Below are 23,588 nucleotides of genomic sequence, written 5' to 3' on the forward strand. Positions count from 1 at the left end.
TAGAGAAACCGTTGTGAAATGTCAGGATGTAAAGCAATCAAGGTCATTTTTTGCGAGAAAAAGCGGCGTATTTGTCTTTGGGATGGGTAATTATCCTCAAAATGACCGGTTATTGACATGAGTGAATGGTATCGGAGTATAAATTTTGTTGCCTTGAGAGTTGGTGGAATCTCAAACATCTGATAAATATTCACGGATATGCGCGGTTTAAGCGGATTTCCCCCCTTGTCTTTTTTAAGTGCCATGCAGTACCATGCAAAAGTTATCAATCTAGGGAGATAGACATGTTTTCAGGAAGTATGGTTGCGTTAATAACCCCCTTTCACCAAGACGGTGAAGTTGACTATTCCAGTTTGCAAAAATTAGTAGATTACCATATCGCAGCCGGTACTGACGCGATCGTTTCGGTAGGGACCACCGGTGAGTCAGCGACACTCTCGGTTGAAGAGCATGTCAAAGTTGTCGAGAAAACCGTTGAGTTTTCAGCTGGGCGTATTCCTGTGATTGCCGGCACAGGAGCAAATGCCACTCATGAATCCATCACCTTTAGCCGTTTATTGCATAATACGGGCATTCAGGGATTTTTGAGTGTGACTCCTTATTACAATAAGCCGACCCAAGAAGGTTTATTCCAGCACTATAAAGCCATCAGCCAAGAAACCGATGTCCCGGTGATTTTATATAACGTACCAGGACGTACTGCTGTAGATTTACGCCCTGAAACGGTGGCTCGTCTCGCGGAACTAAATAACATTGTTGCACTCAAAGATGCTACGGGTGATTTAAGCCGTGTTGCATTGCATCGGGAATTATGTGGCGATGACTTCATTTTGCTTAGTGGTGATGACGCAACCGGGCTTGAATTTGTCAAACTCGGTGGACGAGGCGTGATTTCTGTCACGAATAATATTGCGGCGGCTGATATGGCAACAATGATGAAGTTAGCTCTGGCGGGTAAATTTGAAGAAGCTGAAATCATTAATCAACGTTTAATGCCGTTGCACAAAGACCTGTTTGTTGAATCAAGCCCAATTCCTGTGAAATGGGCCGCCCAAAAACTGGGGTTAATTGCCGAGGGGCATTTACGTCTGCCGCTTACTGAGCTTTCAGAACATGCTCGTCCAGTCGTTGCTCAAGCAATGACCGAAGCTTGTATTTTATAAAGAGTTACAACGATAGTGCTGAGCCTTTCGTTTCGGCCATTTAGGAGTTTCAATGAAGTTATCCCGCCAGCTGGTTGTTGGTTCACTGGCTGTTTTGGTTTTAAGTGCCTGTTCAAGTAGTCCGGCGCAGCGTCGTCAAGCGAAGAATGATTTTACTTACTTAGAAACAAAACCTTTTACACCTTGGGTTTTGCCCGAAGGAGCGACCCCTCAGTATTATCCGAATTATGAGATGCCTGAAGGTGAGTATGTAGGGGGTGTTGGACGTGACGTTGATGTTCGCCCTCCTCAGCAGATCCTTGAGTTGATTCCTGGCGCACGTGCTGAGCGGCACGATGGAGAAGCGACATTGTGGATGATTCGCCAAGATGAAGTGGATACCGTCTGGCAGACCGCATTGACGATGTTGCAAGAACGTGGTGTGAAGATCAGAAAGCAGACTGATAACTCTCTAGAAACGGATTGGATTAATTGGCGTTCGGAAGACGAAGATACCACGCTAGGTAGCCGGTATGAATTTTCACGGGTGGCGTCAAATAATCGATTTGGCTTTAAAGTATCACTGATTGATTGGCGTGAAAATGGCAAAGTTATGCCTGTAAGTACGACCAATAAAGAGCGTTATAATACCTTTATGACTAACTTGGTGACGAGTCGTTACGATCAATACCGACGTGAAGAAGCTGCACGCCGAGCCGAGGAATTGGTTAAACAGATTCCGATTACCATGGGAGCGGATCGCAGCGGTTTCCCGGTTATTATTGCTCGTACTCCTTATGAAGTGCTGTGGCAACGTATACCAACTTTGATGCCAAGCATGGGCTTTACGATTGAAGAACGTAACCAGTCGCAAGGAACTGTGAAAGCGAAATATGCTTCTCCTGATGATGAATTTTGGCATCAGATTGGGGTGAAACCGATGAATTTAAAATCGGGGACTTACACCTTCCTATTAGGAGATCTTGGTAATCGTACATCGATCAACGTGACTAACTCTGCGGGTAAACCGGTAGAACAGGAACTGTTACAAGAAATGGTTCCTGTATTGGCTGCCATGGTTCAGTCAGAACAGTAGAACATTGGCTTTATCAAACATACTTAGAGGACGCGAATGGCGTCCTCTATTTTTTGGTTTCGCCCGATTTTTTGGTATGCGTTGCGGGTATTTTTTTATCCTCTGATTGTTTAGACAAATGAGGGTAAAGTTTTTTATCCAGCTCATTGAGCTTATCTAAATCACTTTTTTCTTTCCGTTGAAAGCGAATTTTAGAAAGATACTTTAATGCTGCTAAATTACCGATAATTACGCTCATCGCTATGATAGATATCACCCAAGGGTTGAGTAAAAAATCCATATTAATTCGCCTTTGCGATATTAATGATGTACTGATTGTAGATCATCTCTAGGTTTTGCAATACGGTTTGTTTTCCTTCAATCAATGCTTTTGTCAGCTCGGTTTGTAGTGTTTCTTGTGTAAGAGCCGATAAGCAGTCGTCAGCCGTATGTTTATGACTAATATGCCAAGGTTCGAAAGCGACACCACTGCTATTTGCTTGATAAGGAAAGAAAAAGCCAAACTCGGTGAGATGAGTTTTTAACCAAGCATAAAAAGGGGCTTGATGAGCTTGTAAATATTCCCAAGGTTCCAGTTGTAGTGACGTTCCTTCCGGTAATGCCTGTCTATCAAAAATATCAAAATCAGTGCCCCAATGGTGGCGACTGGCACCGGGTAAGGCAGACCAACGCAAAATGGCCAATATTTTCTCTTTTTCTGAGCATGTTGATATGGCTAATGGTTGGCCACTATCATCTAAAATGGCCATTTCTCCTTTCATTTTTCGATCCCAGATACTCTGCTGGCGAGTAAAAGAGCGAAAACCGCTGGCAATATTGAGATTAAAGCCAGCGAGATCGGCGGCCTGCTTTAACGCCAGCAAATCCTGGCTTACTTGGGGATGAACCCAAAAGGCTTTTTGCCCGATGATCACCGCGGTAAGGTGATCATCGGCTTTGCCCGTCAACTGTTCTGGTGACATCATTCGACGAATAGCTTCTCTAAGATTTTTGTATACATATCCGTAAGTTTCTCTAGATCAGCAATGCTGACACACTCATTCACTTTATGAATCGTGGCATTGACAGGACCAAGTTCAACCACTTGAGCCCCCATTTTGGCAATGAAACGCCCGTCAGAGGTCCCTCCCGTAGTTAATAGTTGTGGTGCTTGATGATTGACCTCTGTCACGCCATGAATTACTGCGCCTAATAGATCACCCGTGTCGGTTAAAAAAGGATGACCACTCAAGGTCCATGTGAGCTCGTAATCAAGTCCATGAGCATCAAGTATGGAGTGTACTCGGCGTTTGATCTCTTCATCGGTGAGTTCGGTACTAAAACGGAAATTAAACTGGACATCAAATTCCCCCGGAATGACGTTGGATGCCCCTGTTCCTGCCTGTAAATTTGGAATTTGGAAGCTGGTTGGTGGGAAATAAGCATTCCCTTCATCCCAGGTGGTCGCGGCTAATTCTGCCAGAGCAGGAAGAGCATGGTGAACCGGGTTATTGGCTAAGTGAGGGTAGGCAACGTGGCCTTGAACCCCTTTAATTTTTAAATCACCCGTGATAGAGCCTCTACGACCATTCTTGACCACATCACCCACTTTTAAGGTGCTGGATGGCTCACCCACAATACACATATCAATGAACTCATTACGGGCCATTAAGGTATCGACAACTCGAGTGGTGCCATTAATAAACGGACCTTCTTCATCTGAAGTAATTAAGAAACCGATGGAGCCTTTATAAGTTGGGTTCTGTGCCAAAAAGCGTTCTATTGCGACAACCATACAAGCCAGTGAACCTTTCATATCTGCGGCCCCCCGTCCATGTAAATAACCATCAATGACGGTTGGTTCAAAGGGAGGAGTATGCCACTGAAAAAGTGGCCCTGCTGGAACGACATCGGTATGTCCGGCAAACACAAAGAGTGGGGCTTCTGTTCCTTTTCTAGCCCAAAAGTTGGTGGTGTCATCAAAGATCATTTCCTCAATGGTAAATCCCAACGCTTTTAACCTCGCGATCATGACTTGTTGGCACCCTGCATCATTGGGAGTGACCGATTCACGGCGAATTAAATCTTTTGCTAGAGCCAATACTGGGCTATCTGTCATCCTTGAAATCCTTATAGTTAAGAAAAAAGTTCACTGTATTGCTGGGCGCTAAAGCCAAGATAGAGTGTATCTTGCACACGCAAAATGGGCCGTTTGATCATCGCTGGCTGTTCAAGGAGAAGTGCGAGGGCATGGGTTTCATTCAAGCTCTCTTTCTGTTCTTGGCTTAGCTGGCGGTAGGTGGTTCCCCGTTTATTCAGTACATTTTCCCAACCTAACGACTGAAAAAACTCGTTCACTAATTCGGGAGTAATACCATTTTTTCGGTAATCATGAAATTGATATTCGATCGCTTGTGCTTCTAGCCATTTGCGAGCTTTTTTTATGGTGTCACAGTTAGGGATACCGTAAAGCGTGATGAGCATATTATTCCTTTGACATTGATGGTTATTGGCCTTATCAACCCTTGTTTTATGAGGAGATCCTAACAGGAAGTGAGGGGGGTGACAAAATCAATACTGTGAGTTTTTATGCGGCGAGTTCATCGGCCAATGGATAAGGTCTAAAGCGTGGGTAACAAAAGAGGTAGAAAAGTGCTTGATAGACTGGCCGATTAGCAAGTTCTTGATCAATCTCAACAAACTTACTGGTAAAACAGAAATAATGTGCTTTGCACTATTTAGGAGGTATCAATGGAACTGAGTCCTGTTTTTGCGAGGCGATTATATTTAGCCTTATTAGTGGAAAGCCTTGAGCGACCCAACGTCCCGAAATTAATTGAGAAAACGGGATGGCCTCGTCGCACGATTCAAGATGTGATTAAGGCTATGCCGGGGATCGGTATTGAGCTCAATTTTGTACAAGACGGTCGACGACATAATGATGGGTACTATCGTCTGTCTGACTGGGGGCCTTTTGATAGCCAATGGGTGATTGAGCGTAAGCGAGACATTGCAGCTAGCCTTGGGTTTCATGCTTAATTTATAGCGTTACTTCCCATTTTAGTTAGGCCGTGTAACAGGGGGAGCTCTGTGCTAACTCTTGTTCTCCATCCTTTTGAAGCCAGCATTGCTGGCTTTTTTGCTTTTATCATGCGCCGTTTCTTCCTTTTTTCTATGATGACTATTCCCTTTGTTCTCGTTTGATTTGTTATGTAAACGTTGAACATTTTTTCTGGTATTTTTTATTCTTTCCTGATCGTCTGTCGGTGTAATATTCGATGAATGGCTTTATGTAAACGTTTCCACTTTTGGGGTTTTTATCACAGAAATACCTCAACGTCTGCTGATAGACTTATTGCCACTGGATTCAAGTTGGAAGAGTAAGGGGGGACGTGTGAGTGTTTTAATTACAGGAGGGATGGGCTATATCGGTAGTCACACTTGTGTGCAGATGATTGAAGCCGGTCTTGAACCCATCATCATTGATAATTTATGCAATGCAAAAACGGAAGTATTGAACCGAATTGAAGCATTAACGGGTAAGAAACCGACCTTTTATCAAGGTGATGTGCGTGATGAGGCGTTGTTAGATTCCATTTTTTCGGCACATACCATTCAAGCCGTTATTCATTTTGCTGGGCTAAAAGCCGTAGGCGAATCCGTCAGTAAACCGCTCGAATATTACGATAACAATGTTAATGGGTCATTAGTTCTGCTGCGCAGTATGCGTAAAGCTGGAGTGAAAACCATCGTCTTTAGTTCATCTGCCACGGTTTATGGTGACCCTAAAGTGGTGCCTATCACGGAATCGTCCCCGACAGGGGCAACGACAAACCCTTACGGCAGCAGTAAACACATGGTTGAGCAATGCTTAAGTGATCTGTTTGTTGCTGAAAAGGACTGGAGTATCACTTTGCTGCGCTACTTTAACCCTGTTGGGGCTCATCCATCCGGTTCGATGGGCGAAGACCCGCAAGGTATACCGAATAATTTGATGCCGTTTATCGCCCAAGTTGCGGTAGGGCGGCGAGAAAAACTGTCGGTATTTGGTGATGACTACGCCACTCCTGACGGAACGGGGGTGCGAGATTATATCCACGTCATGGATCTAGCGGATGGTCATATTGCTGCGCTTAATACGGTGGGGGAAAAAGCGGGATTACACGTTTATAACTTGGGAACAGGAAAAGGTTCCAGCGTATTGGAGATGGTTGCCGCCTTTAGTGATGCTTGTGGTAAACCCGTTCCTTATGAAGTGTGTCCACGTCGTCCTGGGGATATCGCTCAGTGTTGGGCGAGCACCGAAAAAGCAGAGCGAGAACTGGGATGGAAGGCCCAATATACCCTTGCCCAAATGACCGCAGATACTTGGCATTGGCAGGTTAAAAATCCGAATGGGTACTCCCCTGTGTAATTGCAGCCATAGCATTGTTGCCGAATAGCCATTCCCACTTTATTGGAAGGCAGAGAAAAATTTAAAAGTTGAGTAAGTAAGATGTCGAATGTTGAATTTAACCCAGTGGATCATCCTCATCGCCGTTATAACCCATTAACGGGACAGTGGATTCTGGTTTCTCCGCACCGAGCCAAACGACCTTGGAGTGGGGCAGATGAAAAGCCATCCATGGATGTGCTTCCCAGTTATGACGAAACGTGCTTCTTATGTCCGACGAATAAGCGCATCTCTGGTGATATAAACCCTGATTATCAAGGAACGTACGTATTTAACAACGACTTTGCTGCATTGATGACGGATTCTCCGGATGCGCCGGAATCAAAGAATCCCCTTTTTAAAATCCAAGGGGTTCGTGGTTTGAGTCGGGTTATCTGCTTTTCTCCGGATCACAATAAAACCTTGCCTGAACTGCCCGTTGAAAAAATTCGCGGTGTGATTGATACCTGGAATGAGCAAATTGAAGCGCTAGGTAAAGAGTATATTTGGGTTCAAGCCTTTGAGAATAAAGGCGAAACGATGGGCTGCTCTCAGCCTCATCCGCACGGACAAATTTGGGCAAATAGCTTTTTACCCAATGAAATTGAACGTAAAGAGCACCACCTAAAAGCCTACTACCAAGAAAATAGCAGCAATTTGCTGGTGGATTACGTGCAAGCGGAGTTAAGAGATGGCTCTCGCATCGTCGTTGAAACCGAACATTGGGTTGCACTTGTCCCATATTGGGCGGCGTGGCCATTTGAAACCCTGTTATTGCCGAAAACACATATTCGCCGAATGAGTGAACTTTCCAATGAACAGCGGGATGACTTAGCCGTGGCGATCAAAAAATTGACCAGCCGTTATGACAATTTGTTCCAATGCTCTTTTCCTTACTCAATGGGCTGGCACTACGCGCCGTTCTTTGAAGAGGGGACCAACATTGATCATTGGCAGCTTCACGCGCTGTTCTACCCGCCACTACTACGCAGTGCAACCGTTCGTAAGTTTATGGTGGGCTATGAAATGTTGGCTGAAAGCCAACGCGATTTAACCGCCGAGCAAGCCGCACAGCGTCTGCGTGACGTCAGTGATGTTCATTACAAAGAACAATAACCTCTGTCATATTTGAAGCTGTAGTGTTGTTGACGGCACCAATTCCCCCTGACCACATAGAGAATCTATGTTCATAGGACTGAAGGCGTTTGTCGCCTAGCTGCAACTCCAACTATTTAAGAGGCGTCATAATAGTGGCTTGAGATTCAAGCTGGTCTTAAAGAATTAAACCGTTTGAGAATTTACAATGTCTGATCTAATCCAAAATGTGAAAGCCTCTTTTGAGCAAGTATGGGGCTATACGCCAAGCCACATTATTCAGGCTCCGGGGCGTGTCAATTTGATTGGTGAACACACCGATTACAATGATGGTTTTGTCCTACCCTGTGCCATTAACTATCAAACCGTGGTTGCAGCCGCAAAACGTGAAGACAGCCTCGTGCGGGTGGTCTCTGTGGATTATGGCAACGCATTAGATGAGTTTGATATTACCCAAGAAATTCAGTTTCAAGAAGATAAAATGTGGGCAAACTACATTCGTGGTGTCGTGAAATGTCTTCTTGCTCGCGGCTACCCATTTACCGGTGCGGATATTTCAGTCAGTGGTAACGTGCCTCAAGGGGCGGGTTTAAGCTCATCTGCCGCTCTTGAAGTGGTGATTGGTCAAACGTTCAAAGCCCTGTTCAATCTTGAAATCAGCCAAGCAGAAATCGCGCTAAACGGTCAACAAGCAGAGAACGAATTCGTTGGTTGTAACTGCGGCATTATGGATCAAATGATCTCTGCTGAAGGCTGTGAAAACCACGCCATGCTTTTAGACTGTCGCAGTCTAGCCACTCAAGCGGTCCCTATGCCGGAAGAGATGGCGGTTGTGATCATCAATTCGAACAAAAAACGCGGTTTGGTCGACAGCGAATACAACACTCGTCGTCAGCAGTGCGAAGAAGCCGCTCGAATCTTTGGCGTGAAGGCGCTTCGTGATGTGACGATTGAGCAGTTCAACGAGAAAATGTCTGAACTGGATGAAATGGTCGCAAAACGTGCACGTCACGTGATCACCGAAAACGACCGTACCATGGAAGCGGCACAGGCACTGAGAACACACGATATGAAGCGCATGGGCGAGCTTATGGCCGACTCTCATGCGTCCATGAGAGATGATTTTGAAATCACCGTGAAAGAGATCGATATTTTGGTTGAAATGGTTAAAGAAGTGATTGGCGAACAAGGCGGTGTTCGAATGACCGGCGGTGGTTTTGGAGGGTGTGTGGTTGCGTTGGTGCCACTTCTATTGGTAGATAAAGTGAAAGCGACAGTCGAGGCGCATTACCAAGCTGCGACAGGCTTACAAGCGTCGATTTATGTTTGCCAAGCCACACAAGGGGCTGGCTTGGTTAATGAGTGGTAAGGAAAATTGAGCATGTCAAACTTTGAACAACTTGAGCAATCTATGGGCCAAACTCCATCATTTGATGGTCATCCAGCTAAATTAGTCCATTTAACGAATGCTCAGGGAATGACCGTATCCTTTATGGATATAGGAGCCACTTGGCTCAGTTGTACACTGCCAGTCAATGGTGAACGCCGGGAAGTACTATTACGTTCACCCAACATGGCAGAGCATATAAAGCAGAACGCTTATTTTGGGGCAATTGTCGGTCGTTTTGCTAATCGCATTGGCAAGGGACAATTTATCCTTGATGGGCAAACTTACCAAGTGGGTATCAATAACGGTGAAAACTCACTACACGGTGGATTGGAAGGGTTTGATAAACGCCGCTGGAAGGTTGAAGCGCAAAATGATCAACAGGTCACTTTTTCACTTCGCTCCCCGGACGGTGACCAAGGCTATCCGGGAAATCTCGATGTGAAGGTGACGTACACGCTCACTGACGAGAATGAATTAGCTATCGCCTATGATGCTAAGACCGACAAAATATCACCAGTGAATTTAACTAATCACGCCTACTTTAACTTGGCTGGTGAGGCGAGCTGTGCGAAAAGTTTGGATCATACTTTACAGCTCAATGCTGGGCATTACTTGCCAACGGATGCGGGGTTAATTCCTACCGGTGAACAAAAGCCAGTTTCGGACACCAGTTTCGACTTTACCGAGCCAAAATCAATTGGCCAAGAATTTCTTACCGATAAAGATCAGAAAGCTGCTGGTGGCTACGATCACGCCTTTGTGTTCATGCCTGAAGTGACCGATGGTGTGTCTGTCGTTGCAGTTTTAATTGCACCAAAAGAAGATGTGGTGATGAAGGTGAAAACCACCAAACCTGCCATCCAGTTTTATTCAGGGAATTTCTTAGCCGGTACGCCAGGTGCAAGTAAAACTTACGAACGCTATGACGGCCTAGCATTGGAAACACAATACTTTCCAGACGGGCCAAACAAACCAGAATGGGGACTCAACAATGGGGTGTTGAGCTCTGGGGATTGCTATCAGCATCAAACTACTTATCAGTTTGAATTTTAGATAGCATATCTGCCCTTTGAACTTGCAGCGGCAGCGATGTGCTGCAACTCCAACGACTTTGGGTGTTATGGTGGGCTACATGCCCACCTTTTTTGTTTTTGTCGAAGAGGTTCGGACGATGAGCTCACCCTCTACTTTGCGTTTGTTAGAAAGCAACGGTTGCCCTTCAATCAGTGCCATTAACGATTCGATTGCGAGTTTACCCATGTCTGAGTAGGGCAGTTCAACCGACGTTAATGCTGGAAAGCTTTCAGAGGCGATTTGCTGATTATCGTAACCAACTACGGCAACATCGTGAGGAATCTTCAACCCCAACTCTGCTATCGCTTGATAGCACCCCATCGCCATATAGTCGCTACCGCAGAAAATGGCTTCTGGTGGTTGTTCCATGTTCAGTAGTTTTAGTGTTTGCTGATGAGCTTCTTTTAGCGACCAGTTCGCGTCGACTAAATAACTAGAATTAGGAATGATGTCTGAATCGATCAAGGCCTGACGATAGCCATCTGCACGTTGTTTACTGGCTAGCATCCAACTTTCACCGGACAGCATGGCAATACGACGATAACCTTGCACCGTGAGGTGTGAAACCGCTTTGTAAGCTCCAATCATATCGGCCGGTAAAATACTTGGCGTTTCGGTGTGTTCTTCGTTGGTGCAGTTCAGCAGCACAGTCGGTAAGGAAGTTGTGACGCGTTGCTGCTCCAACTCTCGCGTCATGCTGGATGCGTAAATCAAACCTGCGTAATCACCGCCGTTGATCTCCGACTCAATCTTGCTTGCCAACACTTCATCATGGCTGTAATTGAACGTTACCAATATGTAGTCGTTCGACCACGCCTCTTCTCTCGCTGCATTGATGGCATCGATAAATGGGTCATAACTGGTTAAGCCGTTGATCACTAATGCGATCTTTTTAGGGCGTCCCAAAGCATGGGCAACCTTTTTGTTTTTGTAGCCAAGTGATTCTGCGGCTTCGAACACTTTACGTTTGGTCGCTTCCGCGATTTTTACGGAAGTTGAGCCATTCAATACCAGCGATACGGTCGACTGAGAGACGCCAGCCGCCGCCGCAATGTCACTCATGGTGATTTTTTTAGCCATTCTGATCTTTTATTTAATTTCGTTAGCTAAAGATATTAGCTAAAGATTAAGTTCGGATCATCCATTAAAGATTAAGATCACAAAAGTAAGTCAGAACAACTTAAAAGTTGTGATTCTCACCACGTTTATTCTTTGAGCACCTAGCTATTAAACTATTAATTAATATATTAGCTAATATTATTAGTTAATAATTTAGTTTTAAGGTGAGTAAGATGAAAAGATGGTCGGAAGAGAAAGCGTGGCAATGGCAAAAAGAGCATGGCTGGCTACGTGGCTTTAACTATTTACCGCGCACAGCGGTTAACTGGAATGAGATGTGGCAAGCGGAATCTTTTGCACCTGAGGTGATGGAACAAGAGTTAGCTTGGGCACATGACGTGGGTTACAACACTTTACGCACCAACCTACCATTTATTGTTTGGCAAGCGGATCGCGACGGTTTACATGCGCGAATTGAGTGTTTTCTGGATATCTGTAAACGCAATCAAATCAAAGTGATGCTCACGCCGATGGATGACTGCGGTTTCTCGGGCGATCATCCTTATCTTGGTGAACAAAAAGCGCCTGTACCGGATTTGCACAACAGCCAAGCGGCAGCAAGCCCTGGTCGCAATGTGGTGATGGACAAATCTATGTGGCTTGACGTCGAAGCGTATATTCGCGACATCATCTCTACCTACAAAAATGATCCTCGAATTGCTATTTGGGATCTCTATAACGAGCCAACCAACCGCATGATTTTCACCACCACGGGTGAGATCGCTTATGACGAAGAAATGGAAACCTTCAGTCATGAGCTCATGGAAAAAGCGTTTGAGTGGGCTCGTGAAGAAAACCCAACTCAGCCACTCACCGTCGGCGCTTGGCATGCGCCAAGTATTCTTGACCGAAGCCTACCAATTTATGAACACCCAACTGATCGCAAAGCGATGGAGCTGTCGGACATCATTACGTTTCATGCTTACTTACCACTCGATCTATTCCATAAAGCCGTTGAAATTGTAGAAAACTACAACCGACCAATGATGTGCACTGAGTGGCTTGCTCGTCATGCGCAATCGTACATGCACGAACAGCTTCCGATCTTTAAACAGAAAAATATTGGCTGTTACCAGTGGGGATTGGTGAAAGGAAAAACACAAACGCATCTGCCGTGGCCAGAAATAAAACGTAACGATGCAAATTATGCGAGTCAATGGTTCCACGATCTGCTTGATGAGCAAGGACAGCCGTATGACGCAAGCGAAGTGCAACTAATCAAAACACTCGCAGAAGTGGATTAATTGCCTGTGAACCGACCCTGAGAAATGGGGCGGTTTCTTATTTACAATAAAATCAATTGAGGCGTGAACAATGACTACTCTACAAAACAAACTCACCAATAAGGAGCTGATGTCTTACTTCGGCTACGGGGTAGGCCAGTGCTTTAGCTTTGGTCTAGTCGGCTCTTTTATTCTCTATTTCTATACCGATATTCTGGGCATTTCACCGATTGCGGCGAGTACGATCTTTTTGATTGCTCGCGTATGGGATGCAGTCAATGATCCGCTCATTGCAGGATATATGGACACCCTAGAATCTCGTTTCGGTAAATTCCGTCCTTATATGTTGTTTACCCCAATTTTGATTGTTCTGGTCACGGTTGCCGCGTTCTACAACATCGATGCTGATACTTCGACAAAAGTGATGTACGCCGCTATCACTTACATTCTTTGGGGGACGCTTTACACCATTTCTGACGTGCCATTTTGGTCCATGTCTTCTGTTATGACGGATGAACCGCAAGAGCGATCAAAAGCGGCAACGTGTGCCATGTTAGGGGTAAATGCGGGGATCGGCGCGACCTTGGTCGTATTTCCTAAACTGAGCGCTTACTTCGCTGAAGGCCGAGCAGATCAGGGATACTTACCAGCGGTGATCGTGTTGATGATCGCCGGTTTATTCTTCATGTTGAATGGTTTTTATCATACCAAAGAACGTATCTCGACAAAAAACTGCGAAAAAGTTACGTTAAAACAAACGTTCCAAGCTGTTCGTAAAAATAAGCCGCTATTTTTTATTTTGGCTGCTTTCTTCATGAATGTGTTCTTCAACTTAGTCAACGGCCTGTATATTTTCTTCTTCACTTACAACATGGGGGATGCGGGTTTAGTCTCTTTAATAGGTACCATCACTTTGGTTAGTGCGATTGCGTGTTTGGCCACGCCTGTACTGACAAAGCGTTTCAAAAAGCGTGACATCTTTATTGCGTTGTGTGTTTTAGAGATCATCGCTCGTATTGGATTCTATTTTACAGGCTATGATAACCCGACGGTTGTGATGGCATGGTTAGCAGTGATCACGGGCATCTTTATGATGACCAACCCTTTGATCTCAGCCATGATTGCAGACACGGTAGAATATTCGTACTACCACAGTGGTAAACGTACTGCTGCAATTACTTTTTCTGGACAGACTTTTACTGGCAAGTTTTCTGTTGCGGTGGCGGGGGGATTAACAGGGGTTATTCTAACGATGATTGGTTACGTACCAAATGCAGAGCAAACAGAAACGGTGCTCAGTGGTATGTTCTTTTGCGTTGCGTTGCTTCCAGCACTAGGGGCACTGGTGCGTATCTTCATTATGTCTCGCTACACGTTTACCGAAGATCAACACACGATTTTACGAGAAAAATTACAGCGTGGTGAGTTTGCAGAAGGTGTAGAGGTTAAGTCTGTCAATCCACATGAAGCGTTGAACTAGATAGGCTATCGCCAAACTAAATATACGTATAGAAAAAGCCCGTTCAATACCTGAGCGGGCTTGGGTTTTCGACTCAACGAAATATTGACTATCAACAACGTTCAACAGAGTTTCTACGGACTAGCGTTGGGGTAAATATAGCTGTTTCTTCTTCAATTATTTCATCACGTGATAGTGCCAAGGCTAAACGAGCAGCACGTTCAGCCATCATCTCGATTGGGTAGCGAATTGTAGTCAGGCTTGGATGAACAAAGCGAGCAATTAAGCCATCATCAAAGCCAACGATAGAAACCTTACTTGGAACGTCAATACTATTTTGATCTAATGTTGCTAATGCCCCTGCCGCCATATGATCGTTATACGCAACAACGCCCGTTATCTCTAATGACTTTGTTAACAAGTTCGTCATGGCGAGTTCACCTCCATCACTATTGGGGTCTCCATATTCAATATAGCTTTTGGGGAGTTCAATGCCATATTCTTTTAGAGCCGCTTGATAACCTTGCAGACGTTCATCGGTATCTTCAATCTCATGAGAGGAAGCAATACAAGCAATTTTATGGTGACCATGACGAATCAAATATTCTGTTGCTAAGAATGCACCCTTACGGTTATCGAGTGAAATACAGCGTTCAGCCAGTTCAGGAATGTGGCGGTTGATAAGTACCATTCCTTTGACTTCTTTGGCGTAACTTATCAACTCTTCATCGGATAAGCCTTTAGAGTGAATAACAAGGGCGCCACAACGATTGTTGATTAACAATTCTAATGCTTGACGTTCATCTTCTGGGTTGTGATACCCATTACCGATCAAAATATGCTTACCATTTTCTCGGGCAATCGTATCTACGGCTTTGACTAAAGTACCAAAAAAAGGATCAGAAACATCAGAAACTAATACTCCCATCGTATTTGTGCTCTGGCTAACAAGAGCACGAGCTGCTGCATTTGGACGATAACCAAGTGCTTTCATTGCCTTCGTTACTGAATCAATCGACGATTTGCTGGCTTTTGGTGAGTTATTGATTACGCGAGAAACGGTAGCAACTGATACTCCTGCAGCCTTTGCGACATCCTTAATTGTAGCCATGGATTATAGAACCTTTATCTAAATGGTGATGGGCTACTCATCCGACTATCGGTGAGTAGGCCAAATTAGTCGTCTAAAGAGAAGCTCTCATTAGCGTCTCTAAAGGAACGAATTCTTTAGCAAATAGCCGTTTCAACTGGGCAAGATAAAGCTCAGCGGTTGCTATTGCATCGGAGAGTGCATGATGTGCCTGATATTCAGGTAACTGGTAACTTTTACGTAGGTTACTTAATCGCCAATCTTTGCTTGCTCTCGAAGAGATAAACGACGAATGCAGGCTGTATTTTTGTTCAATTTTTAGTGTATCTAACCAGATTAATGGTAGCTCTGGCCAACCTCGTTGTTGTGTATAATGAGCAAGAAATTGACGTTCGATAACACTACCGTGAGCTAATAATATTTTTCCGGCTAATTGGTCGAATAATATATCAATTACTTGTTCAAGTGGCATCCCTTGTTGCTGCATTTCAGGGAGAATATGGTGAATAACGGCTTGTTGCGTGTTTTTTTGTGATAACGATTTCACTAAAAAATATTGAGCTCCAGATAATTGGATGACATTTTGGGTTATGGGGACCCAACCTACACTGATGATTTGATCTTGCTTGGGGTTTAATCCGCTGGTTTCAAAGTCTAAGGATATCAGAGTGTTCTGGCGTAAATCATAATCTGGACCTGGGAGTGGTGCTGTGAGTAACTGGTATATTTGAGGTGGTAGGTCGCCTTGTTCTTTAATACTTTGCAGGCGTTGTTTTGCCAATAGTTTTAAGGGAGAGTGAGACAGTAACATAACATTATTGACCAAATTTCATGCGCATTGCATCTTGCAGCCCAGAAATAATGCGAAAGGCATCTTTAAAATGTTGTCTTTCAAAGCTTCCAAATTGGTTAGGGAGAAGTTTGTTGTTTATTGCTTGACCATTTTGCAACGCTTGTACCTGATGTTGATGGCGTAAATTTGTTAAATATTGATAAATACCCAAACAGTCTTGATAGGAGCTATGGCTGAGTTGTGATTTCTGGTATGCAAATTCTAATCTGGTTTCGGTACTTAACATGTTCCCTCCCTCATTGAGGGCATAGATCCTTGCCATATCAACTAAGCAATTGATGGCTGAATGTTTTATATCCAGTGTTTTTTCACCGCTATTTCCATCTTTTTGTAATACGAGATTATTAAAAATGCCCAGAGGAGGGCGTGTTCTCAATGCGTTGCTGACTAAAGCTGCCATCAATTTACTATTATGAGTCACTTGTTCATGTCGATAGGTATTGAGTTGTTCAAATAACCTCCTATTGCCAGCCACGTATCGAATTTCAATAAAAACATTGAGATTAAGTAACTGATCATATTCTGGTGTTCTTGCCCATTTTCGATAGTACTCTTGCCAGACTTTTAATGGCTGACACCACTTGCGCGTGACAGCCATAAAACGCCCAGAGCAAAGTGAATATCCGCATTCTGCTAAACCTTTGCACATATACATAGCGAGATGGCTGAAATAGATTCGATCCTTGTCAGTGGCATGATTATCTAAAACCAGTGCATTATCTTGGTCTGAACTGAGATGAATTTCATTTCGGGCGTGTGAACCTGCGACAATCCAAGAGTAAGCACAAGGGGCTAAACCTAAATGTAGTTCCCCTAGTTGTAATAATTTACAAGTAAACGCATCGTAAATGATCGACATAACCTGACCGACAATACTAGCAGATGCTCGGCTTTCAACCAGTGCTTCAAAAATAGCATCTCGTTCATGGGAAAGAGTAATAAGTGACTGAACAGAGTCAACTTGGCTGATTTTTTCAGTAAGAAAGATGGCTTGAATGCTATGTTTTTGTATTAATTGCTGAGGTGTAATGATGCCAGTAATTTCTTGGTTATTATTAATCACGGGAATATTTTGAATCTGGTATTGCATCATCAATTCAGTGGCTTTAAGAACAAGATCATTCATGTTAACGGTATGTAAGTCAGTCGTCATGATACTGGAAATAGGGCGCTGAATATCCCACCCTTGTGCGACGACTCGTTTAGTCATGTCTTTATCTGTAACTAAACCGATCAGTTTCTTCTTATTATCAACGATAGCCGCACATGAACTTCGTGATTCATTGTGCATACGGTATGCAACCTGCTGTATTGGTGTCTCTGGCGTGACGATAACGATATTTTGATTCAGTACATCAGTGACTCGTTGCAAAAAAATATCTTTTGATTGTGTTGGTACTGTTGAACTCGAAGAGTGAGATAAGCGTGTTGGAATATTGGGGGCTAGCTGAGAAACGACGTCAGGATACGAAGAAACAAGAGAAAGTAATGTATTATAGTTGACGCGGTAAAGTAACGTGTTTTCAATCGCTGTTACTTGATAAAGATTTTGGGTATTCGTTTTCCAACTGAAACCAAATATATCGTATTCGCCCAATTTCGCACGAAGGCTATTATCTGAATACCGCTGCTCAATAACTCCCGCTCGAATGATATAGAGGCTGTGATCCTCTGAACTTTGCATGGGTTCGAGGTGTTCGAATTGTCCTAGATAGAGAATATCTACCGATTTTGCTACCTGATTAAGAGTATCGGGTTTGAGCTGTTCAAAAGGTGTAATTGATTGTAGGAATGACACAATATTAGGGAGTAATTCTTGGTGCATACTCAGCTCACTTTGGTAAGGATAAAACCCCGTGGTGAACACGGGGCTTTACTGTATGACATTGACGGTTTACCAAAAAATGGTATAGAGCACCGCGAGTATAATGGTAATCGCATAGGCTGCGATGTTAAAGCCATGGGTAGTGATAAACATTGATGATGTTAGAGTGATACCCTTCGGATCATCATCATTAATTGATGTGCTCAAGCTGGTAAAGGCGATCACCACCATCGTAAAAAGTAAGGTGTATAGCATTTGATCCATAAATGGCATATTGAGAGGCATAAATTTAAGGAACAAAGCAAATGGAATAGAAAGGACAACCCCAGTGATGGCACCTTTACTGGTGGTTTTTTTCCAGAAGAGGCCCAGTAAGAATACGGCCAGAATACCAGGGCTAACTAAGCCGGTATATTCCTGAATGTATTGGAATGCTTGACCAATGCCACCGAGCATTGGAGCAACTAAACAAGCAATGAATAGTGCTACAATTGCGGTAACTCGACCCACGTTAACCAGTTTATGATCGCCCGTTTGTGGCGCAATATATGCTTTGTAAATGTCCATAGTGAAAATGGTGGCTGTTGAGTTAAGCATGGAAGCGAGTGAGGAAACAATCGCTGCTGCAAGCGCCGCAAAGACCACGCCTTTTAAACCAACAGGCAAGAACTGTGTTAACCAAGGATAGGCTTTATCCGCGTGTGCTGCGGTAGGAATATTATTCATCGCGAGTTCACCCATATTAGCCATTAATTCTGGCGAATTGGTGATGACATAAGCGGCAATACCAGGAATCACAACTAAAAATGGAACAATCAATTTTAGAAAAGCAGCAAATAAAATCCCTTTTTGTGCTTCTTGAATTGATTTTGCTGCCAAAGTGCGTTGAATGATGTATTGGTTAAATCCCCAGTAGTATAGGTTTGCGACCCATAAACCCCCGATGAGTACTGCAATGCCTGGTAAGTTCATATATTGAGGATTACTTTGATCGAGAATCATCTCAAAATGGTTTGGTGCAGCTTCTACCATGAGTGATAACCCGCTAAACCAACCGTCATCTCCCCCAATAAAACCGACGGCCATATATGTGGTAAGTAGGCCACCTAACACAAGGAAGAATACCTGAATAACATCTGTCCATACAACGGCTGACAGACCACCATAAATCGAATAGACCAGTGCAAAGAGTGCAAGTCCTGCAATCGAATACATCAATGGAATACCGAGGATGGTTTCTAAAGCTAAGCCACCGAGATAAAGGACAGAGGTGAGGTTAACAAACACATAAAGGGCAATCCAAAAAACCGCTAAAATAGTTTTAAGGTTTTTATTGAAGCGTTTTTCAACAAACTCAGGAATAGTATAAATACCTTTATCAATAAAAATGGGTAAGAAATATTTACCCACGATAATTAAGGTAATGGCTGCCATCCATTCATAAGAAGCAATCGCAAGGCCAATAGAGAAGCCTGAACCTGACATGCCAATAAACTGTTCTGCAGAAATGTTGGCAGCGATCAACGAAGCACCGACTGCCCACCAGGGAAGAGACTTACCCGCTAAGAAATAGTCTTCGGTACTTTTCTCTATTCCTTTTTTATCACGGGATACCCAAAGACCAACACCAATGATGATGGCAACATAGATTGCAAACACCATTATGTCGATAAAACTCAAACCATTTTGTATGTGGGACATCGTTTTTTCCTAAAGCGAAGAATGTATTATGCGGAAAAGTGTAAACGATAACACTTGTTGTGAAAGTAATATTCATCACACTTTTATTAATGAAAAATCCTGAGATGTAGGTGTTTATTTTAAAATTCGTTTATTTTCATTTGGTTATATTTGTGTTTTTTGGACTATTCCTCTGTTGTTGCTTTCTGTTTCTGCGGGATTACAGTTTAAATGGTATCGTTTACAATTTGTGGGTGCTTAATAAAAAAGAAAATGGGAGCCTGAATGTAACAATGAGAGGGGAAATGATGGCTTTGATGAAGCTACAGTATAATTAACGTGAACAACCTAGCATCCTGTTTTAACCCGGCAGGATGCTATTGAGACTTGTAAAAGCAATATTTGTAGAGTTTCTCAACGTATTCTGTGCCTAGTTTGCCCATTGTACTTGGTTGTTACCGCAGCCAAAATGCGGCAAACCCGAGCCAACTGGCCAGCAGCAGTGCCCAGGGTAATAAAATCAGATAACGTGATGTTGCCGTAACGGAGTGGTTGGTGAGGTGGGTGTTATCATCTTCGTTAGCTGAAGGAGACTTATCTTTCAATAACTTTTTACGTGCTTTATCTGCCTGTCGGTTTTTCTCCTTTTGCTGCTTCTTATAGAGTGCAATCCCTTTCTCTATTCCTTGCGCAATCAGTTTTGTCTGTTCTTTGGTTTGGCCTGGTTTTTGAGTGGCTTTAGCTATCGACATGGCTTCTTGTTGAGTTTGTGGTGAGGGTATGACGTTTTTTTTCATGGGAGCTCCTTTTGCCTTGTCGACAGGTTAGCATGCTGCAACGTTTTTCCTCAAACGGCAAGGTATTCAATCATTCAGTGATCAAAAGAGGATGATGCACTTTGCGGTGCTCTTTCTCGTGTTGGAGTAGGTTATTTCTGATGATTGCGTTAAAGTATTGGCAGTGATTTTATCAACCATCTAAGACAGTGCGCTATTCTTTCGAACAGTATGATTCTCATGGTTACTTAAAAGCTTCCTTATGGCTTTGGCTTGGGTGGTTATTTTTAGCTCGAGCTTGGGTGGTGTTTGTGGTGGCTGGGGTGAGCCGAGAAAACGGTCCAACGATTCTTCGTTTTGTTTACCCTGATACACAAATGCTTTACTTAGGATTAGTGGCTGGGCTACCGAGCCTGATCTTGATGTGGCTGATCCATTTACGACATATCAAACGTTGGTATGTTGGGTGTTGGGTTGGCTGGGGCCGAACGTTAACCTTGTTAACGCTAGTCATTCAATGGCTGCAAACGCTCTACCATGTTTATCTGCAACACGGCGCTTTTCAGTGGGCCCATGCTTTAACATTATTAATTTTATTGTGGTTTTTCTTGTATCTTACTCGTAGTCAACGAGTGAAAGACTGCTTTGATTCTTTCTCCTCTTCTGCACATTTGTCTCGAGAGGTATGTCGAGCGACAGAGAAGCCATGATCGGTATCAAAACCATAGAATCTCTTTTTATTACACTGTGTAAAACAGCAAAGTGAGGACACATTATGTCAACGCCACAGTCGGCCATTTTACCGGATGCAGAGCCCTTTGCTCTGTACAGCATTTTGAAAATCAAGCATAACCATGCGCAAGTACTGGCTCAATTACAAACGCTTCCCGCGTTCGTTGAAGAAATTAACCGCACACAAATGGGGGCAGACTTGACGCTATCGCTTGCCTTTACTCAAGCTTTTTGGCAGCGAGTGAATGCCCCGATGCCGGAAGCTCTGATCGATTTTCCAGTCCTTGGTGAAGGGGAAACCGAAGCGCCAAGTACAGACGTAGATGTGCTTATCCATTGCCATTCAAAACGGCATGATCTGCTGTTTTACGTGATGCGAAAATGCTTAAGCGAGATTGCAGAATCTGTGGATGTGGTAGACGAAACCTATGGTTTTCGTTATTTAGATGCGCGGGATATGACGGGGTTTATTGATGGGACCGAGAATCCAAAAGATGAACAGCGCCGTGAAGTTGCGATTGTCCCTGAGGGCGAATTTGCTGGTGGCAGTTATGTAATGGTGCAACGTTTTGTGCATAACTTACCCGCGTGGAATCGGTTGAACATGGCGGCGCAGGAAAAAGTGATCGGCCGTACTAAACCCGATTCCGTTGAATTGGATAAGGTTCCCGCCGCTTCTCATGTCGGTCGGGTGGACATTAAAGAAGAAGGCAAAGGGTTGAAAATTGTTCGTCATAGTTTGCCTTATGGCAGTGCCAGTGGTGAGCATGGCTTATTATTCATTGCTTACTGTCAAACCCTGCATAACTTTAAGGTGATGCTGGAAAGTATGTATGGTGTTACCGATGGTAAAACGGACCAGTTGCTACGCTTTACTCATGCGGTGACGGGAGCATATTTTTTTGCGCCATCACAAGAGATGCTAGCAGCATTAACGATTCAGTAGTTTAAGTGTTTTCCTTCCTTTCAGCCGGGCATTCGTCCGGCATTTTATTTCAAGTTTTTTCATGAGTGGTCGATAACGGAGTTATGTCAAAGTAACCGTTAAGTGGGAGTGGTAATACCGAATGTCAATGACGGTGAATACCAATGTTTCTGCGTTAATGACTCAGCGTCATCTCAATAACGCCACGGAAAGGTTAAATCAATCGCTAGAACGGCTATCTTCCGGTTCTCGAATCAATCGAGCTAAGGATGATGCGGCAGGGCTGCAAATTTCTAATCGTTTAGTGACACAAATGCGAGGGTTAGATGTGGCTGTACGTAATGCCAATGATGGGATTTCAATCATGCAGACCGCAGAAGGGGCCATGCAAGAAACCACCGCATTATTACAACGAATGAGAGACTTGTCTTTGCAATCGGCAAATGGTTCAAACAGCCATGCAGAGCGTCGAGCACTGCAAGAAGAGATGAGCGCTTTAGATGATGAAATTAATCGAATAGCAGAAACGACCTCTTTTGCGGGAAGAAAGTTACTTAATGGTTCGTTTGGGCAGTCATCTTTTCAAATTGGTGCCGCATCTGGTGAGGCGGTTTCCCTTTCTCTAAAAAATATGCGCTCAGATACGCTGGATATGGGGGGATTTAGCTATGTCTCAGCCCGATCAGCTAACGCTCAGTGGGTCGTGAGCCAAGAACGTCGAGATTTGACGATCGACTATCTTGATGCCTCAGGAAATAACCAGCAAATAACCGTGCAAGCCAAGGCGGGAGACAATATTGAACAACTTGCCACTTATATCAATGGCCAAACAGAAAGCCTTACTGCTTCGGTAAATGAGTCTGGGCAGTTACAACTTTATATGCCCGGAAAAGAAACGGCTGGTACCTTATCATTGAGTGGGGGGTTGGCTGATGAGCTACAACTTAGGCTTGATCGCTATGATTCTGTGCATGATCTCGATATTACATCGGTGGGCGGGGCTCAAAGAGCGGTATCGGTGTTAGATACCGCACTACAGTATGTTGATAGCCATAGAGCGGAGCTTGGCGCACTACAAAATCGCTTTAGTCACGCGGTGAATAACCTAGATAACACACATGAAAACTTAGCAGCCTCCAATAGCCGGATTAAAGATACCGACTACGCAAAAGAAACCACTCAAATGCTTAAACAGCAGATTCTTCAACAAGTCAGTACTTCGATTCTTGCCCAAGCAAAAAAACAACCGAACTTGGCCCTCTCGTTACTTAATTCATAGAAAAATTGGGATGTATCGGCATTTATAGGCAGAGCTTGAATGAAAAGAGAGACATGATTGAATTTTTTCATCGCTTTGCTCATTTTTTACAGCTAAAGGGATTTTTTTTAAAAAAAGACATTTTTTTTCTAAAGCTTTTTTCCCCTACGCCGTTAAGAGAATAACTTTGAGAGAACTACTTGGTTTTACGAGACGTCGGAAACCGGAAACATCGGAAAATCAATTGGAGAAACCACCATGGCAGTGAATGTAAATACCAACGTATCAGCAATGACCGCACAACGTTACCTAAACAGTGCGAACAATGCGCAACAAACTTCAATGGAACGTCTATCATCAGGTTTTAAAATTAACAGTGCAAAAGATGATGCAGCCGGCCTACAAATTTCTAACCGTTTGAATGTTCAAAGCCGTGGTTT

Annotated in this window: 22 protein-coding genes and 1 pseudogene; 13 read left to right on the plus strand and 10 right to left on the minus strand. The window is 43.8% G+C overall.

Annotated elements, in window-relative coordinates; all coding sequences use genetic code 11:
- Positions 1-284: 284 nt before the first annotated feature.
- Both dapA and bamC read left to right on the plus strand, forming a co-directional pair.
- On the plus strand, positions 285-1,163 hold the full coding sequence (gene dapA / locus EXA13_RS15325; protein ID WP_238133932.1) for a 4-hydroxy-tetrahydrodipicolinate synthase: 879 nt from the start codon (positions 285-287) through the stop codon (positions 1,161-1,163).
- 52 nt (positions 1,164-1,215) lie between these two features.
- Positions 1,216-2,238, plus strand: coding sequence for an outer membrane protein assembly factor BamC (bamC, locus tag EXA13_RS15330; protein WP_238133933.1), 1,023 nt, complete (start codon positions 1,216-1,218; stop codon positions 2,236-2,238).
- A 46-nt stretch (positions 2,239-2,284) separates the two neighbouring features.
- Here the strand turns inward: bamC and EXA13_RS15335 are convergent, their stop codons facing one another.
- From EXA13_RS15335 to EXA13_RS15350, 4 genes are read right to left on the minus strand one after another with little or no spacing between them, the layout of a single operon-like run.
- Positions 2,285-2,518 carry a DUF2897 family protein gene (locus EXA13_RS15335; RefSeq protein WP_238133934.1) on the minus strand — a complete coding sequence of 78 codons (234 nt, stop codon included), beginning with the start codon at positions 2,516-2,518 and terminating at the stop codon, positions 2,285-2,287.
- 1 nt (position 2,519) lies between these two features.
- Positions 2,520-3,200 (minus strand): M15 family metallopeptidase, encoded by a 681-nt coding sequence (locus EXA13_RS15340; RefSeq protein WP_238133951.1) that lies wholly within the window; start codon positions 3,198-3,200, stop codon positions 2,520-2,522.
- Positions 3,200-4,336: a succinyl-diaminopimelate desuccinylase gene (dapE, locus tag EXA13_RS15345; protein WP_238133935.1), complete on the minus strand. Its 1,137-nt coding sequence runs from the start codon at positions 4,334-4,336 to the stop codon at positions 3,200-3,202. The genes EXA13_RS15340 and dapE overlap by 1 nt, the downstream gene beginning before the upstream one ends.
- Positions 4,337-4,353: 17 nt before the next feature.
- Positions 4,354-4,701 carry an ArsC family reductase gene (locus tag EXA13_RS15350; protein ID WP_238133936.1) on the minus strand — a complete coding sequence of 116 codons (348 nt, stop codon included), beginning with the start codon at positions 4,699-4,701 and terminating at the stop codon, positions 4,354-4,356.
- Between the two features lie 267 nt (positions 4,702-4,968).
- Between EXA13_RS15350 and EXA13_RS15355 the strand changes: the two genes are divergently transcribed.
- The 5 genes from EXA13_RS15355 to galM all read left to right on the plus strand — a co-directional run bounded on the left by EXA13_RS15355 (position 4,969) and on the right by galM (position 10,187).
- Positions 4,969-5,256, plus strand: coding sequence for a winged helix-turn-helix domain-containing protein (locus tag EXA13_RS15355; protein ID WP_238133937.1), 288 nt, complete (start codon positions 4,969-4,971; stop codon positions 5,254-5,256).
- 355 nt (positions 5,257-5,611) lie between these two features.
- Positions 5,612-6,631 (plus strand): UDP-glucose 4-epimerase GalE, encoded by a 1,020-nt coding sequence (galE, locus tag EXA13_RS15360; RefSeq protein ID WP_238133938.1) that lies wholly within the window; start codon positions 5,612-5,614, stop codon positions 6,629-6,631.
- An 81-nt stretch (positions 6,632-6,712) separates the two neighbouring features.
- Entirely contained in the window at positions 6,713-7,765 is a 1,053-nt protein-coding gene (locus EXA13_RS15365) for a UDP-glucose--hexose-1-phosphate uridylyltransferase (protein WP_238133939.1), read from the plus strand.
- A 187-nt stretch (positions 7,766-7,952) separates the two neighbouring features.
- Entirely contained in the window at positions 7,953-9,113 is a 1,161-nt protein-coding gene (galK, locus tag EXA13_RS15370) for a galactokinase (RefSeq protein WP_238133940.1), read from the plus strand.
- A gap of 12 nt (positions 9,114-9,125) precedes the next feature.
- Complete coding sequence (gene galM, locus EXA13_RS15375) at positions 9,126-10,187, plus strand: galactose-1-epimerase (protein WP_238133941.1); 1,062 nt, start codon at positions 9,126-9,128, stop codon at positions 10,185-10,187.
- A gap of 75 nt (positions 10,188-10,262) precedes the next feature.
- On the opposite strand, the gene EXA13_RS15380 is transcribed toward galM, so the two are convergent.
- Positions 10,263-11,288 (minus strand): LacI family DNA-binding transcriptional regulator, encoded by a 1,026-nt coding sequence (locus EXA13_RS15380; protein WP_238133942.1) that lies wholly within the window; start codon positions 11,286-11,288, stop codon positions 10,263-10,265.
- A gap of 212 nt (positions 11,289-11,500) precedes the next feature.
- On the opposite strand from EXA13_RS15380, the gene EXA13_RS15385 reads away from it, so the two are divergent.
- Complete coding sequence (locus tag EXA13_RS15385; protein ID WP_238104487.1) at positions 11,501-12,571, plus strand: cellulase family glycosylhydrolase; 1,071 nt, start codon at positions 11,501-11,503, stop codon at positions 12,569-12,571.
- A 70-nt stretch (positions 12,572-12,641) separates the two neighbouring features.
- Positions 12,642-14,030, plus strand: coding sequence for an MFS transporter (locus tag EXA13_RS15390; RefSeq protein ID WP_238133943.1), 1,389 nt, complete (start codon positions 12,642-12,644; stop codon positions 14,028-14,030).
- A gap of 91 nt (positions 14,031-14,121) precedes the next feature.
- On the opposite strand, the gene EXA13_RS15395 is transcribed toward EXA13_RS15390, so the two are convergent.
- From EXA13_RS15395 to EXA13_RS15415, 5 genes are all read right to left on the minus strand, one after another.
- On the minus strand, positions 14,122-15,120 hold the full coding sequence (locus EXA13_RS15395; protein WP_238104492.1) for a substrate-binding domain-containing protein: 999 nt from the start codon (positions 15,118-15,120) through the stop codon (positions 14,122-14,124).
- Positions 15,121-15,193: 73 nt separating this feature from the next.
- Entirely contained in the window at positions 15,194-15,910 is a 717-nt protein-coding gene (locus EXA13_RS15400; protein ID WP_238104494.1) for an exonuclease domain-containing protein, read from the minus strand.
- A 4-nt stretch (positions 15,911-15,914) separates the two neighbouring features.
- Positions 15,915-17,777, minus strand: coding sequence for a DUF294 nucleotidyltransferase-like domain-containing protein (locus EXA13_RS15405; RefSeq protein WP_238133944.1), 1,863 nt, complete (start codon positions 17,775-17,777; stop codon positions 15,915-15,917).
- 69 nt (positions 17,778-17,846) lie between these two features.
- Positions 17,847-19,478 carry a sodium/sugar symporter gene (locus tag EXA13_RS15410; protein ID WP_238104498.1) on the minus strand — a complete coding sequence of 544 codons (1,632 nt, stop codon included), beginning with the start codon at positions 19,476-19,478 and terminating at the stop codon, positions 17,847-17,849.
- Between the two features lie 434 nt (positions 19,479-19,912).
- Positions 19,913-20,254 carry a DUF2956 domain-containing protein gene (locus EXA13_RS15415; RefSeq protein ID WP_238133945.1) on the minus strand — a complete coding sequence of 114 codons (342 nt, stop codon included), beginning with the start codon at positions 20,252-20,254 and terminating at the stop codon, positions 19,913-19,915.
- Positions 20,255-20,442: 188 nt separating this feature from the next.
- Here EXA13_RS15415 and EXA13_RS15420 point away from each other — a divergent pair, with 188 nt between their 5' ends.
- The 4 genes and pseudogenes from EXA13_RS15420 to EXA13_RS15435 form a co-directional block, all read left to right on the plus strand.
- Positions 20,443-20,943, plus strand: a complete 501-nt coding sequence (locus tag EXA13_RS15420; protein WP_238133946.1) for a DUF2919 domain-containing protein — start codon at positions 20,443-20,445, stop codon at positions 20,941-20,943.
- Positions 20,944-21,008: 65 nt separating this feature from the next.
- The gene (locus tag EXA13_RS15425; protein ID WP_238133947.1) at positions 21,009-21,911 is read left to right on the plus strand and encodes a Dyp-type peroxidase; all 903 of its coding nucleotides are present in this window, start codon (positions 21,009-21,011) and stop codon (positions 21,909-21,911) included.
- Positions 21,912-22,032: 121 nt separating this feature from the next.
- The gene (locus EXA13_RS15430; protein WP_238133948.1) at positions 22,033-23,169 is read left to right on the plus strand and encodes a flagellin; all 1,137 of its coding nucleotides are present in this window, start codon (positions 22,033-22,035) and stop codon (positions 23,167-23,169) included.
- A 237-nt stretch (positions 23,170-23,406) separates the two neighbouring features.
- Positions 23,407-23,588 (plus strand): annotated as a pseudogene (locus EXA13_RS15435) (flagellin); the annotation flags it as partial.

Source organism: Vibrio cincinnatiensis (genome assembly GCF_022113815.1).
GTDB lineage: Bacteria > Pseudomonadota > Gammaproteobacteria > Enterobacterales > Vibrionaceae > Vibrio > Vibrio cincinnatiensis_A.